The organism is Flavitalea flava (assembly GCF_054461575.1).
Window position 1 is genome coordinate 46,745 of record NZ_JBTLQH010000026.1, and the last position, 14,236, is coordinate 60,980.

Below are 14,236 nucleotides of genomic sequence, written 5' to 3' on the forward strand. Positions count from 1 at the left end.
ATAAATAAGTCTAAGGAGAATTTTTAAATATATTTTTTAGTGGGTCCCTCGCCGGGGGCAATGTTTCTGTTTTTTGCAACACGAACCTCAAGCCGCTGACCAGTCCTCCTTCGAGACTGCGCACCAAGGTAAAAGGGATGGCCGCCGGGGTGGAGATCATATCCAATTTCTGTAATTGGATGTAATTGATCCTGGCAGTATAAGTTCCGGCCGCCAGACCGGTGAAATCGAATGATCCGTCCGCTTCCGTAATTGTTTTGGCGACCATGACAGAATCACCCTGGTAAAAACAAACAAGGACACGACCCTGTGGTTTTTCGTTCCCATTCTCCGATAAATAGACCGATCCTGAAACTTCTCCCATTACTGTGACAGGGACCGCTATCAGTTTGAACTGGTTCGGATCGACTGCTACACTAATGATTTGATTGCGGATCTCCCAGGCAATATGATCAAATTGAGGAGTCAGGCGGACCGTGTAGTTGGCATACGCTTCCAGATCGGATATCCGGATACTCGTATCTGCCTTATTATACGTTATCCGGCCGCTGTTGATCTCAGCCCGTATCATTCCTGCTTTTGGCTCATCTCTGTCCCATTTACCATTGCCGTTAAGATCAAGAAAACCCTGGATAAGGATACCGCCCCGGCCCACGCTGCTACGGTTGTTATACCCTAAATAATTTATCCGGTTATCATACAATAAACTTCCGCTTGCGGAATTGATCATCGTATTGGTCTGTTTGCTGTGTATGAAGGTAGAGCCGATCCGGGCAAAAGTGAGGTCATAACGGAACCCAATTCCTACGGCCTGATACGGGGTCTTGTAATTCTTTTCAACATAAACATTTACATATCCCCGGTAGTTAATGTATTTTCCTATTTCTGCCCTGGCGTACATGAAATTATGATCGTTATATTCATACTGTATCTGCGGGGTGAACAAAAGTTTGTTAAAGACCCGGAAGGCCATGGAAAGATTGCTGTATACATAAGGTGATGCAGGCTCGACCAACAAAGCGTAGGTAGTAAAATTGGTGCTGGCTCCAAAAAGGACACCCGAGAACAACTGTTCCAGGGTAGTATATTTTGAAGAAGGAAGAACGATCTGATAAAAGGTGGTACGAGAAAACAGGGAGAATTTCGGTGTTCGGAAAGGATAGGAAAGTATTGCCTTTCTTTCTTCCAGGAATGTATTATTAATGGCCGTCTGACCTCTTTTGTACCGGGTGTAATTCACTTCGAACTGCAGATCCGAAGGAAGGTGATAATTCGCAACGAACTTACCCCTGACCCCATAGGTATATTCGCCGGCAAGCAGCAGATTGGAACCTACCCTGGCGGATGCATTTACAAAAGGCATTAATTTCCCGGAAGTGACTGAAGAAAGATATTCGACGCCGGTTCCCACCGTCAGATGTGTGGACAACCCGTAATTGAAATTTGCCCGGGAGAACCGGCTGTGAAGACTATCTTCTTCTATTCCGCCACCGGCAGTATATTCCAATTGGTGAAAGGGAAGAAAGTTAAAGGGGATCTGGACAAGCTGTTCGCTGGACCGTTCTTCCCCCCATGGTCCGTAAAAACGAAGTTTGATGGCCGAATTACCATATACCAGCGGTACTTCTACATTATAAAAACCGGAAGCATCGGCCTTTATATAATTGACCAGTTCATTATTCACGTATAATTCCACGATCCAATTGGGATCCGTATATCCGCTAAGGGGGTAGGTGCCGAAGGATCGTCTATAGGTGGTAGGGGAGTTGGTGAACTGCATGCCTACCACCGGGAAATAAATGGAGGAGATGGATTGCGGAAAATATTTTCCCAATAGTACCTGCCTGAGTTCTTTCCTGTCATTATCGACATAATGCCATTGGTATAATTGTTCTCTTTCTCGGAACGGATACCGGTTATCATAATTGATCAATACATTCGTTTCTCCGCCGGCGATAACGCTACCCATGCCAAGATTGAGCCGGGTATCATTTTGTCCGTGGATATCCTGGGTGGAAACTACTGACCAGTCCGCCACGCCAAAACGGAATCCTGGATAGCTGCGGAAAATAGTCGTATCCGCCTTTATTTCTCCCCTCAGGCGGCTGATATTATTGCGCATAAGCTGCTGCCGCATTTCCCGGATAATGGGTAATTCGATCTTGGTATTGAGAATGACGGAAAGACTACGGAAATTGAATTTACATTCCAGTCCGAAGACCTTGCCAAAATAATCCGAACGCATATAAAGGCTGGCATTGGAAAGGATCAGATCATCAGTGTGCAGGCCGACTATTTTTCCCTGATAAAGGATCCGGTTATTTTTTTTATCGATCAGATAGGGAGCCTGAGGGTTAATAAAAAAACCGGATATGGAATCCATCCTGGCAGAAGGAATGTTTCGGATCTTCAAAAAATCAAAGATATCGGTGACCGACAGATAAACAATGTCATTGCGGATGGCGGCCGGTATCTGCACCCCTCCGATACCCTGAACATTCAAAAGGATCAGGATTTCATCAAAGGCGGGAACCGGATCCGGATCTGGGTCATTACCCGCAAATCCTTTGGCAGGGATAAACCAAACCATGAACAATAGCAGACAGGCCGGTATTCTCCAAAAAGCAATAAATGGCCTGTACGGCCGGCTTTTGGAAGAATAAAAGTTACTATCTGTCATTTCAACTGGATATATTTGATTTACGATCTTTCATTGTTGAATAAAGGTAACAGAGAACATTCCACTGTAGGATCCCGAAGGGTTAGCTAAGGGATTTCCTACGGTTAGGGTACCTCCGATCCTCACCTGGGTCCGGGCTGGAGATATGGCTGTCGTGATAAAGGGCGAGCCTGTGCTTGAATTTCCGATATGCAAACTGATCGTTCCTCCATTACTACCCGACAGCGTAACATCCGGTCCGTTCAATATGGAAACGACCGTTCCAACATTGGCATCGACTTCGTATATGGCCGGAGAAAAAATATATCCGAGATTCGCCTGTGTTACGCTTCCGGTAACAGAACGGGATCCATCCGGATAAACCGTCACCGTTCCCCCGGTGGCCCCCTGGAAAAAAGCGCCGAACATAAGGCCCTGAGCAGGGTTAACATAAATAATTATAGGGCGGGGCGGGGGCTGTTGGGCCTTGGTCGTCACGGAAAAGAGGAAAAGACTGATCAGTAAGATTATACCCTTTGAAAGGAAAATAATAGTTTTTTTAAATGGCATCGATATAATAGATCCTACCCTCATGGTGATCCGATGAATACTTTTTTAGACTGTACTTTATTGTTTACCTGTAAACAGACTACATATACACCCGGAATAAAGCTGATTGGGATAATATGGCTGCCATTTCCTATGATCTCATCCCTGCGAACCACCTGGCCCAATATATTGACAAGGATAAGGTTCCCTTTTTCCCCAGCCATAAGATTACTGTTTACGATCAAATTATTTCCTGAACTATAGACGGTGAACAGCTCATTCCCGGAAGTAGTGGAGGATGTCAATTCTTTGGTGCTGAAATTCAGAAAAAATCGGTTCGTATATTCTCCCGATGACAGGAACAGGCGGTATGGAGCTCCCTTGGACAAGTCCTGTAGGGTACCTGTTTTGGTGTCGGAAAGATAGATATACAGGCCGCCAGGCATATTGGCTATCTCCTGCGTTTTGAATGTAATAAATCCGTCCTTTGCGGTCTTAAGACCCAAGGGGATTATTTTTGAACTATCAATAGTATTGGACAAGGCATATATGGACAGTTTAGCCAGATCCTGTGAAACGGCATACAGGTTCGGCACATCCAAATGTGTATTCATCATTTTCAGTGCATCCAGCTTCCTGTCGAAGGCATCGGTCGCCTGTTGTTTGAAATAGAATACCAGCGGGTCCGCAACTGTTTGTTCATCGGCAAATCCGGCACTAATCCTGAGCAGGGGGCGGGGGCCATCAGGAATAGAGATGCCGAAAAAAATCGTGGAAGGATTAAGGCTCCTCGCCGTATTATTGACAGCCAATGTTCCTGCAACCGGGTAGGTGCCATTGGAAACATGTATAAAGAAACCCTGCATGGACGAAATGATATTACCGGCGATCCCATTGCTGGAGACCCCATTTACATAACTGCTATAAGTACCTGTATACTGGTTAGTCGTTCCTGCGCTGAAAAAGTAGATCGCATTATCGATATTGGTCTTTGTCCAGCCGCCCACAGCGTCCCAATTGACCGGGGAAGGGTAGGGATTCCCCACCAGGTTGAAGCCCAGAGTATAGGTATTGTTGTGGTTATATAAGGTCGGTAAGGAGATGGTATGATTGTTAACGACCCCGGTCAGTGAAACAGTTAATGGGGTCATAGCTGTACCGAAATTCACCGCATATCCGATAAGGGGGATCAGCAAACCGGAACCACTGGTATAGGTAACCCATCCGTTCGAAGCCAGGCTTTCATCATACTTGTATACATCCGGGAAAGCTGTTCCCAGGTTGATTTCCTGTGAGAAGTCTCCAATAGTGTCTGCCTGGAAAGGTGAACTGAAGTATTTATATCCGAATCCGGTAGGAAGATATCGCTGCATACTTAGATTCCCCAGCACTTCCCCTGTCCCACTGCCATCGACCAATGCGGTTTGGGAGGCTGTAGAAAGCAGGGTAAGGTTTCCGTTCGCATTTAGGGTCCCATTACTCAGTAGAGTGCCCCGTAAGGTTTGTGCCGTTGCTGTAATGCTGGTATTGCTTCCGGCGGAGACGGAAAGATTGTTAAAAAGGGTGGGAGATGACCCGGCCAGGGTTTGGGTAGCGCCGGCAAATATGACCGTTCCCCCGCTATGGGTGAAGGATCCATTATTCGTCCAGTTGGCCGCCGTTACGATATTGCCATTACCGGCGATGACGTAGGCTGATGAAGGAATGATCAAGCCCTGTGCCGAAGCGGTTCGGGGCAGAAGCCAGGAGAGGATGGCAATGATGGGTATGTAGATTTTTGCGATCATTATTTTGTTGTCATGGCTCTTTGTTTTTTTTAACTTATAGCTATTTGATTATCATTTCTGTTATCTTTTTACGGTTATACTGGTTCCTGTGAATGTCACTGTGGTTCCACCGCTTACGACTCCGCTTAACACACCTACGCCGTTTATTTGCAATGCAGGGCCCACTAATACAAAAGATGGACATGTAAATGCTGTCCAGGTAAATCCTATGCCGGAACCTGTGAGTAAAATATTTACCGTCTTGCCCAGGAAGGTGAGAGCCGATGGAACTTTCAACAATCCAGAATTAGACGAACTGGGTGACGATGTGGCATTGACCACGATATTCCAGGTGTTTGAAGCGGGTACAGCACTGCCGGTACCGCTAAAGGAAAGGGTGCCCGCACTGACCGTTGTAGTCCCAGAATAAGTATTGGCGCCGCTCAGGGTAAGTGTGCCATTTCCTACTTTTTTTACAGCGATGGTAGCGATGCCTTGCTGGGGGTCGTCCTGGATAGCTCCGAGAAAGGCGGTATTAGTGTTCAGGGCCCCGATCTGAAAGGTATCGATGCCTGAACCGCCAAAGCCTCCAAGGAGGGTGGCCGTATTTGTCCCTGACAAACTTCCTAATTGTACTGTTGCTGTGGCTGTGCCTGTCGTTTCGATAAACCCGAACACACCACTAAGATTCCAGGCAGCCCCCGCGCTGCCGGTATTGGCTGCATTGCTTGTGCCCTGGTTATCCGACCACATTATACCTCGGGAGCTTGTGGGCTCTGAAAAACTACCCGTAAAGCCGCTGTTGTTTCCGTATAAGCGGAATGTCTGTAACTGTGTTACGTTGGGGAAGGTGAGGGTTCCCGCACCTGAAATGTTGCCGGAAAGGTTGACATTCTTACTGGAGATATCGGCGGTTAGCGTACCTCCGGATGCGATAACAATCGGGGTAGTTAAAGTGGGGGTGTAGGCATTGGCTGTTCCACTTGATAGTAATAATGTACCGGAATTTATTGTGGTGATACCCGTATAAGTAGTGGTAGTGTCGAGGGTTATTGTGCCGGTTCCCGATAGAGTCAGGCCCGATGATCCTGCCAATATACTGTTAATAGTTGCATTGGCATTGGCGGTGATATTGCCGGAATTATTGATGATCGTACCGTTGCCTGCACTGGCTCCAATGATGAAATTACCGCTGGCAGAGGGATTGAATACCATGGATTGAATTGATTGGGTACCGGAAACGGTAACCGTTCCTGCTGCGCCTGTTCCTGTATTGCCTCCGAAAATAGCAGGAGCGCCCGGACGCCAGATCACATTTGTTCTGCCACCATTGGGCGTCCAGTTAGCTGTACTGAAATTCCATGTGCCGGTACCATTATTTATTTGGTTATTGCCTGACGTGTTATCCCAGGTAAGAGCAGCGGGTGTTCTGTTCAGAGCCCAGAACATCTTTTGTTCATTTTGCGCCATGCCTGTTTTTTGGCAGATTATTAGGACAAATATGCAGGCAGCTTTATTCATAATCAGATTCTGATCAGGTATTGAATTGTTTTAAATTCTAGTTATAGTTATATCCTACCGTCCAGTAATAGTTAGTGCCGTCATAATAATAGGAAAGCACATCGATCGCATTTGCAGCTGACGTAAGCGTAACGGCACCTCCGCCGCCATTGATGACTTTTGAGCCTGATGGCAGGGCCAATGTTCTTGACCCGGTGGCATCCTGAATGACCTTGATCAGTCCATACATACCTGCAACAGCACCGGTTATCGTTAATGTACTATTGCCGGTAAGGGTGACCGTTGCAGTAGCTCCTTTAGTCTGGTCCCAGCTGATAGAACCGGATGTCAGGGTTTGAACAGTGGTGGCATAATTGGGGGCTATGACGGTGCTGTCAAAGTTCGCCCTGCCTTTTACATCCACTTTGAAGGACGGGGCTGATTTGCCAATCCCGAAATTACCGGCGCTGGTAATCCTGGCCCTTTCATTTGTTGCCGCTGTCCCTCCTGTAAGAAAGAGGATGTCTTTGGCGGCGTTATTATTGACAATATAGAAATCATTCCCGGCAGAAAGTAAATAACCATCATTGGCCTTTCCGGTCTGAATTGGATTACCCACTTGAGTGACATACCCGGAACCATTGATTCCCAGATCCACAAAATTAGTTGTTTCTGTGCCGTTATTGGCTGTGGCAACGACATCAGAACTGGCAATGTTGCCGGCGGATGAATTTTGAATGTTCGTCTGGAAGTAGTTGTTAATATTTCCTCTGGAATAAATAGCATTCACGGAGGTCGTTGTTCCTGCATTGACAACCAGTTTTTCCGGGAAGGTGGCATCAAATACGGAAGTGCCAATCCCCACATTGCCCATGCTGTCGATGATCATTTTCTGGGTATTGTTCGTACGGAAGCGCAGGCTTGTATTATCCGTCGTACCCAAAAAATTAGTGAGGTAACTGGTTCCGGTATTTCCCGTTAAGGACCAGGAGGTTCCGCTGGTGACTGTGGAGAAAGGGACCTTCCGTACAGTGCCGGACGCGATAGTTAAAATGCTGTCAGTAATGGTACCGGCCTGAACCCCGTTCAAGGTAAGGGGGTTCGTTGCCACGATTTGCAGGGCAGTTGCAGGACTAGAGGTGCCGATGCCCACATTCCCCGTATTGTAAAAAATAGCGCTGCCAGAGGTTGTCCACTGGGAGCCGGTACCAGATGCCATAAGTACCCATGCCGAATTGGTAAAATAATAAAACCCCTTTGTCCCGTCTGTCTGGTAGACCAGTAAACCCTCGGCAGGACTGGATACGGAGGTTCTTTGCGCCTGGGTCATTCGGGGGGCCAGGAAACCTTTTGAAATGGATTTGACATCCAGGACCGATGATGCCTGTCCGGTTACATAGGTGGGATCATCGGTGACTACTACAGTCTGGGAGGAACCCTGGATTCCAGCGGCAATCAGCAGGAAAAATAATATTGGAACGGTCTTGTTCATATGATAATAGTTTTAAACAATCCGCAGTCTGGTATTTAATCATGTCAGCTAGTTTAGCCCCCCAGCTAGTGTAATATTATTTCGGCTTCGGCCAGGATCTCCTGTTTGGAATCGGCAGGTGTGGTATATACAATATGAAGTTTTCCGGAATGATAATTTACTCCCCTAATATTTTCCAGCTCCATCCGAAACCGGCGTAAGGGGATCGGCGTATAGACGGCAATCCCCCTTACATCTCCCACCCGGAAAGATTTTCCCTGCGTTGTCAGGTAATCAACAGAAATATCACCATATACCGATCTGTTTCCTGTCCGGAGGAATGTCATGGTCAGCGCAGGGATCGTGTCTTGTCCTATTTCCAGAGATAGGTCCTTAAGGGTTGTCTTGGTGGTAGATTCTCCTATATGTATGATCACTGGAATGGAAATGCCAAATACCGGAACCAACCTGACCGATATGGAAGAAGAATCATGGACAGTTTCCTTTTCCCCAAGCAGCCTGGTGTCGGGTATTGCTCTGAAATAGATATGAGAACGGTATTCACCTTCTACCAATTCATTTGATCTGGAAAGTTGGATCTTTATTACCTGGGATTCGCCAGGGCCGAGGACCACGCTATGAGGAAAAAAGCGTAGCCATTTGTCGGCAAAACTCTGTCCTGAATCAGGCTTCATAATTTCCTCGAATCCGCCGTTATCCTTCATCCTGTAATGAACTAATGAAATCACATACCGCGAAGTGTCCCGTCCAGTATTGGCCAAATTAAGTTCTTCGTATCTTTTTGAACCATCAAAAACCACTCTACGGGGCATTATCAAAAGATTTCCCTGTGCTATTCCCAGCATGGGGAAAAAAATAAATGCCATCACCAAGCCGGAGAGTAAGCGGCCACTATAATATAATATAGGCTCCTGGGTATTCTCCGGCAATCTCGGTTTGTCCATAGGATGATGATGTTATAGAAAATACCTTAATTATAGTTTACAGTCACACTGAACGGTGTCGCCGAGGTATATACACCCGCAGGTTGACCGGCTGCTATATTCAAGGTAGCACCAACAGTCAAATCCTGGGTGCCAGCAGTCAATTGTCCCGTTCCTGAAGGCGTACTAGTAAAAGCATTAACCGTCATATTATTGACGCCGCTGGAAATGGTAGTTGCTGTAGAAGGCAGTGTAATAACATACGTATATGTACCCTGGCCATTGACGGTGAAAGAAGCTGGTGTGACCGTCCCGGTGGTTGAAGGTATGGTAACTCCCCCTGTTACAGTACGGGTACCATTGGGAGCCAATACAACAGTACCCCCGGTGGCCGTTTGTACTGCTACGTTACCAAAATTCATGTCTACTATCTTAGTGATGTTGATCGGGCCTACAATGGTGGCGGTAGCGGTTGCAGTAGCGGTTGCCTGTGCAAACGAGCTGGTAGCAGACCATGCAAAAAAAAGGGAGACTGCAAAAGATTTCACAATTTTCATTTTTTTGTGGTTTAAGAAAAGAATGTATAGCATCCTGTAATATGCATGAGCATAAAGAATCTACATAGAATAATGGAGTCAAAAAAGGCTTAATTGTAATTGACAGTCACATTGAACGGGGTTGCCGATACATATACCCCTGCTGGTTGGGCGGCGGCCACATTTAGCGTTGCTCCCACATTCAGGGTCTGCGTTCCTGCAGTCAGGGTTCCTGTTCCTGAAGGAGTACTTGTAAAAGTAGTGACCGTCATGGTATTGGCGCCGCTGGTAATGGTAAGTGCAGTTGACGGAAGGGTAATTGAATATGTATATACTCCCTGACCTGTGACAGTAAATGATGCGGCCGTAACGGTCCCTGTGGTGGAAGGAATTGTTACTCCGCCCGTTACACTTCGTACTCCGGCGGGAGTCATTACTACGGTACCACCGGTAGCCGTTTGTACGGCCACATTGCCGAAATTCATGTCGACGGTTTTCGTAATACTGATCGGGGTTACAATAGTGGCAGTAGCCGTAGCCGTGGCGGTAGACTGGGCGAACGAGCTGGCTGCAGCCCCCAGGAAAAACAGGGACACGGCGAAAAATTTCATTTCTTTTTTCATTTGTTTCTTTTTAGTGGTTGAATAATTGTTTTTTAGGCTATTTAAAAGTTACCAATTGCTTGGTTATATGCATTGCACAGTAAATACATTCAGGCTTACTTTAGAAAGTTGCTACTGGAAGTTCTGCGCAAAATCGTGCGAGGGTATGCTAGGTTCATCAAGCGGGAAACAGGTCAGACCCACTTGGGCCAATAAAGCTAATTCATTAATAATCAATTAATTCGATGAATTTATAGGTGTAATTAAAACTAAGGGTTTGTACTTAGTAAATGGTAAGGTATGACCCTGATATTTTATTAAATGGCGATCTGTTTCTTTTATCGGACCGTCCTTATCTTTTGTTAAACCGTCCGGCACTTTTGCTTATCCGTCTGGTACTTTTGCCTAATTTTGTACTTCTTTTTAATAATAATCAATATGTTAAGAATATATTCTCTGGTGTTTCTTTTTTATTGTTATACCAGGGTATCGGCGCAGGGAAGTTTACCGGCACAGAGAAGTTTACCGGCACAGAGAAGTTCACCCTTCCGCAACGGGCAATATCGTGCCTTGCTGGAAAGAAAAGACGGAAATTCCATCGTTTTCAATTTTGAAGTAAAGGACAGTGCCCGCAAAAAGATCCTCTATATCCGCAATGCAGACGAAAAATTACTGGTAGACGACATCCGGATAAAGGAGGATTCCGTGCTTGTCCACCTTCCTTTTTTTGAATCACAACTAAGGGCCGTCCTGACCAAGGAGGGCAATCTGGAAGGGGTTTGGTTGAAAAGAGGGGCAGTAAACTACAGCTCCCTTCCTTTTAAAGCATATTACGGTCAATCTTACCGGTTCGTCCCTCCGATCCCGGAAACGTCAACGGTTACGTCGGCGGGCGCCATAACAGACGTTTCTGGCAGGTACAGCGCTGTTTTTATTTCCCCTGATGGCAAAGACACCACGTTGAGGGTGGGAGAATTTTATCAGAAAGGACGCAGGGTAACAGGCACTTTCCTGGACCCGACCGGAGATCTTCGTTACCTGGAAGGGGAGGTTGACGGAGATTCGCTGCGGCTTTCCTGTTTTGACGGCGGGCATGCGTATTTGTTCACTGCGAAGATTAACGGAAACAAGTTGTCCGGCGGACAATATTATATGGGTGGCATTGGCCGTGAGATCTGGACAGCAGTGAAAAACCCCGATGCGAAACTCCCTGATGAATTTACCCTTACCCGGTGGAAGAAAAATGCCGGCTCCCTGGATTTCTCTTTTAAGGATCTTAATGGCAAAACAGTGTCCATCCGGGATAACCGTTTTAAAGGTAAGATCGTCATTATACAGATCATGGGTTCCTGGTGCCCAAACTGTATGGACGAGACCCGTTTCATGAGCCCCTTCTATGAACAATATCATAAGAAAGGAGTGGAGGTCATCGGGCTTGCTTATGAACGGAGCACCGATTTTGCCCGTTCACAAAACAGCCTGCGTAGTTTTCAAGAACGCTTTAATGTAAAATACCCGATCCTGATCACAGGCGTTACGGTTAGTGACCCTAAACGAACAGAAAAAACCCTTCCCCAACTGGAAGAGATCGTTGGTTTTCCGACTACGATCTTTGTAGACCGTAAGGGAGAGATTTCCAGGATCCATACCGGATTCAACGGGCCTGGTACCGGAGATCATTACGAAGAACAAAAGAAAGAGTTTTATAAGACGGTGGATGGGATGCTGGGTGAATGAGTTTTTTTTGTGAATTGAGGCAGCGGTCTTGTACTTTTTTTCTTAAATAAAAGAAAAAGACAATAAAGAGCTGCCAGCAGGATGGTGTATCCGAACCAATCGCCCCAACGGCTGTAAAGGGTGTTATGAAGGGCGGGTTTTACTTTCCCCAAAAGAATCGTTTTTTTGCCCCCGATACTGCTCGCTTCGAAAGTAACTCTTCCATATTCGTCGCTGATCGTCAGCTGGCCCTGCCGGGGAATTCTGACCATGGAAAAACCATTTTCGACACCGCGCATTATGGCCATCCGGGAATGAAGCCAGGCATCTTTATCAAAATCCCAGGCAGACACAAATAGTATGGATACGTTATCGTTGCCATATCTGCGTATATATTGTTGAAAATCGAGGTCTTTGCATATAGGGATGCCTGCCTTGGCCCGATCTATCGTGAAGATGCCGGTTTCTTTTCCCGGGGTGAACCCCTCCAGGACCTCTCCTTCAAAAAGTTTAACTTTTGAGTAGTCGGCTGATATTTTTCCTTCCGGTGAAAAGACAATGGAACGGTTCTCCTTATTTCCTTTTTTTATCAGCGTATAGCCGATTATAATGGTTCCCTGGTATCGGCCGGCCATCTCTGCGAACAATCGGCTAAAAAAAGGAAAGGTGGAATCTGTTACCGTTATTACTTTTTCCGGCAACAACACGAGTTGGGTTCCTGCCTTTAAAAGGCGGTCTACTTCCTGTGCATACAAATTGACAACCGGTGCCATTTTATTGGAGGTAAGGTCAACCTTCCCGTAATGAGATTTTTCATCAAGAGAAACCATGCCAACGGTTATTTCCTTTGATATTTCATGGGATCCGGAGCTGTCGTTCAATCTTATTATTCCGAATAGTATCACCAGTGCAATTGCCGATACAGAAGGCCAGACCAGATAAGCAATGTTTTTGCTCTGACGTTTGAAATTAAGCGCTAAAGCGATAACGGAAGGGAAAAGAGTTACAAGAAAAGAAATACCCAGCAGCCCGGTAATAGAGGCGATCTGGATCAGCGGTAAAAAATTACACTGGGTATAAGCGAGGCTGCCAAAAGTCCCGTCCCTTGAGAACAGAAAAATAATGAATTCGAAGGATGACCATAGAACGGGAAAGGCAAGGACACCAATCCAGGTTTTTGACATCAAAACAATTTTTCGTGACCATATAACCAACAAGGCAAAAACCAAAGGAAGAAACAGGGTAAATACAATGACCGGCAACAAGGGAAGAACGGTTACCAGGTAAGGCAGCCATACAAGCCTTCCCAAAAAAAAAGCCAGAAAAGCTATTATAAAAGTTTTTCTACCCGAGACCTGATACGAGATATATAAGATGGGGGCGGGCGCAATCCACACCAGCCACCAAAAAGTACCGGAAAGACCAGTTGAAAGATACCAGCAGAGACCGGAAAAAAGGATGGCGGCAGGGATTTTTAGTTTTTCAAAATGCATAGTTCAAAACTAAGGTCTGCGGATTGTTGGAAATTGTAAATTTTAGACAATCCATACAGGTTAGACAATCCATACAGATTTAGACAGGCTGGTATTCGATCAGCATATCGGCCATTTTATGCTCTTCGGATTGAAAATGACCGGGTGTAGTCCCTGCAAATTGATAGAAATCCCTGATAAAATGGGATTGGTCAAAATAACCGCAATCATAACCAATTTCGGTAAGGGACCTGCTTCCATTTTTCATTTTCCGGATGGCCCTGTTGAACCGGGTGATCCTACCATAATGTTTGGGGGTATAGCCCACAGCCTTCAGAAAAGTCCTTTCCAATTTTTTGTAGTGCCAGCCGGTCTGGTGGCAGATCATTTGAAGGGAACTGTCTTCTATTCCTTTTTTAAGAGAGGTGATCGCCATTTTCAGCGCTTCCCATTCCTGGGGAAGAGACCTTACCTCTTTTAATAATAACCGGTCAAGTAAGAGCATCCTTTCCTGATCGGTCTTTTTTTCGAATAATAAAGATTCCCATTGGTTAAGGACCTGGCCAAAAACGACTTCCGCGGGAACCAGTTGGTTCAAAAACCCCGAAACGGGGATAGGTGAAAAGGCAATTACACCTCCGGTCTTGAACCGGATACCCAGCATGTCTGTCCGTCCGGTCTCCCTTGCGTAATAAATCCGGTTGCGCTGGCCCATGATATGCGCCCTGGTAAGACGGTCGATTTTGGAGGAATCTGTATCGATCAGCCAATCCAAAGGATCGGAAAAGTTAAAGATCAACTCTACCCTGCCCCCGGGGATCAATCGTTCCTTTTGGTCTCCGCCATTCCCCTGTGCGATATCTCCCCGGGCGTAATCTCCGGGTGAAGGACCTGGTGAATGGTAAATCCAGTAACATTCAATTAGATCAGCCAGGGGGGCTGCTGGGAGGTATTGCCGGTATTCGTGCATAAGGTCCCTTTAAAGATAATTATTTATAATAAGACTTCGGGTAAAATAAGA

The 14,236-nt window shown here is 46.1% G+C and carries 11 protein-coding genes; 1 reads left to right on the plus strand and 10 read right to left on the minus strand.

Annotated features, from left to right (window positions below; translation table 11 throughout):
* Positions 1-10: 10 nt before the first annotated feature.
* The 8 genes from ACX0G9_RS20745 to ACX0G9_RS20780 form a co-directional block, all read right to left on the minus strand.
* Positions 11-2,680 (minus strand): MSCRAMM family protein, encoded by a 2,670-nt coding sequence (locus ACX0G9_RS20745; protein WP_459066867.1) that lies wholly within the window; start codon positions 2,678-2,680, stop codon positions 11-13.
* 30 nt (positions 2,681-2,710) lie between these two features.
* A complete protein-coding gene (locus tag ACX0G9_RS20750) occupies positions 2,711-3,229 on the minus strand; it encodes a DUF4402 domain-containing protein (RefSeq protein ID WP_459066868.1) in 519 nt (172 codons plus the stop codon).
* 20 nt (positions 3,230-3,249) lie between these two features.
* The gene (locus ACX0G9_RS20755) at positions 3,250-4,995 is read right to left on the minus strand and encodes a T9SS type A sorting domain-containing protein (RefSeq protein WP_459066869.1); all 1,746 of its coding nucleotides are present in this window, start codon (positions 4,993-4,995) and stop codon (positions 3,250-3,252) included.
* Positions 4,996-5,055: 60 nt separating this feature from the next.
* A complete protein-coding gene (locus ACX0G9_RS20760) occupies positions 5,056-6,444 on the minus strand; it encodes an autotransporter-associated beta strand repeat-containing protein (RefSeq protein ID WP_459066870.1) in 1,389 nt (462 codons plus the stop codon).
* An 88-nt stretch (positions 6,445-6,532) separates the two neighbouring features.
* Positions 6,533-7,966: an autotransporter outer membrane beta-barrel domain-containing protein gene (locus ACX0G9_RS20765; RefSeq protein WP_459066871.1), complete on the minus strand. Its 1,434-nt coding sequence runs from the start codon at positions 7,964-7,966 to the stop codon at positions 6,533-6,535.
* Between the two features lie 65 nt (positions 7,967-8,031).
* Complete coding sequence (locus ACX0G9_RS20770; protein ID WP_459066872.1) at positions 8,032-8,910, minus strand: fimbrial biogenesis chaperone; 879 nt, start codon at positions 8,908-8,910, stop codon at positions 8,032-8,034.
* Positions 8,911-8,936: 26 nt separating this feature from the next.
* Positions 8,937-9,446 carry a DUF4402 domain-containing protein gene (locus ACX0G9_RS20775; RefSeq protein WP_459066873.1) on the minus strand — a complete coding sequence of 170 codons (510 nt, stop codon included), beginning with the start codon at positions 9,444-9,446 and terminating at the stop codon, positions 8,937-8,939.
* Positions 9,447-9,535: 89 nt separating this feature from the next.
* Complete coding sequence (locus ACX0G9_RS20780; protein ID WP_459066874.1) at positions 9,536-10,048, minus strand: DUF4402 domain-containing protein; 513 nt, start codon at positions 10,046-10,048, stop codon at positions 9,536-9,538.
* A 417-nt stretch (positions 10,049-10,465) separates the two neighbouring features.
* Here ACX0G9_RS20780 and ACX0G9_RS20785 point away from each other — a divergent pair, with 417 nt between their 5' ends.
* The gene (locus tag ACX0G9_RS20785; protein ID WP_459066875.1) at positions 10,466-11,764 is read left to right on the plus strand and encodes a peroxiredoxin family protein; all 1,299 of its coding nucleotides are present in this window, start codon (positions 10,466-10,468) and stop codon (positions 11,762-11,764) included.
* Here the strand turns inward: ACX0G9_RS20785 and ACX0G9_RS20790 are convergent.
* Positions 11,731-13,236 (minus strand): apolipoprotein N-acyltransferase, encoded by a 1,506-nt coding sequence (locus ACX0G9_RS20790; RefSeq protein ID WP_459066876.1) that lies wholly within the window; start codon positions 13,234-13,236, stop codon positions 11,731-11,733. The genes ACX0G9_RS20785 and ACX0G9_RS20790 overlap by 34 nt on opposite strands.
* A 79-nt stretch (positions 13,237-13,315) precedes the next feature.
* The gene (locus ACX0G9_RS20795; protein ID WP_459066877.1) at positions 13,316-14,185 is read right to left on the minus strand and encodes a helix-turn-helix domain-containing protein; all 870 of its coding nucleotides are present in this window, start codon (positions 14,183-14,185) and stop codon (positions 13,316-13,318) included.
* Positions 14,186-14,236: the final 51 nt, after the last annotated feature.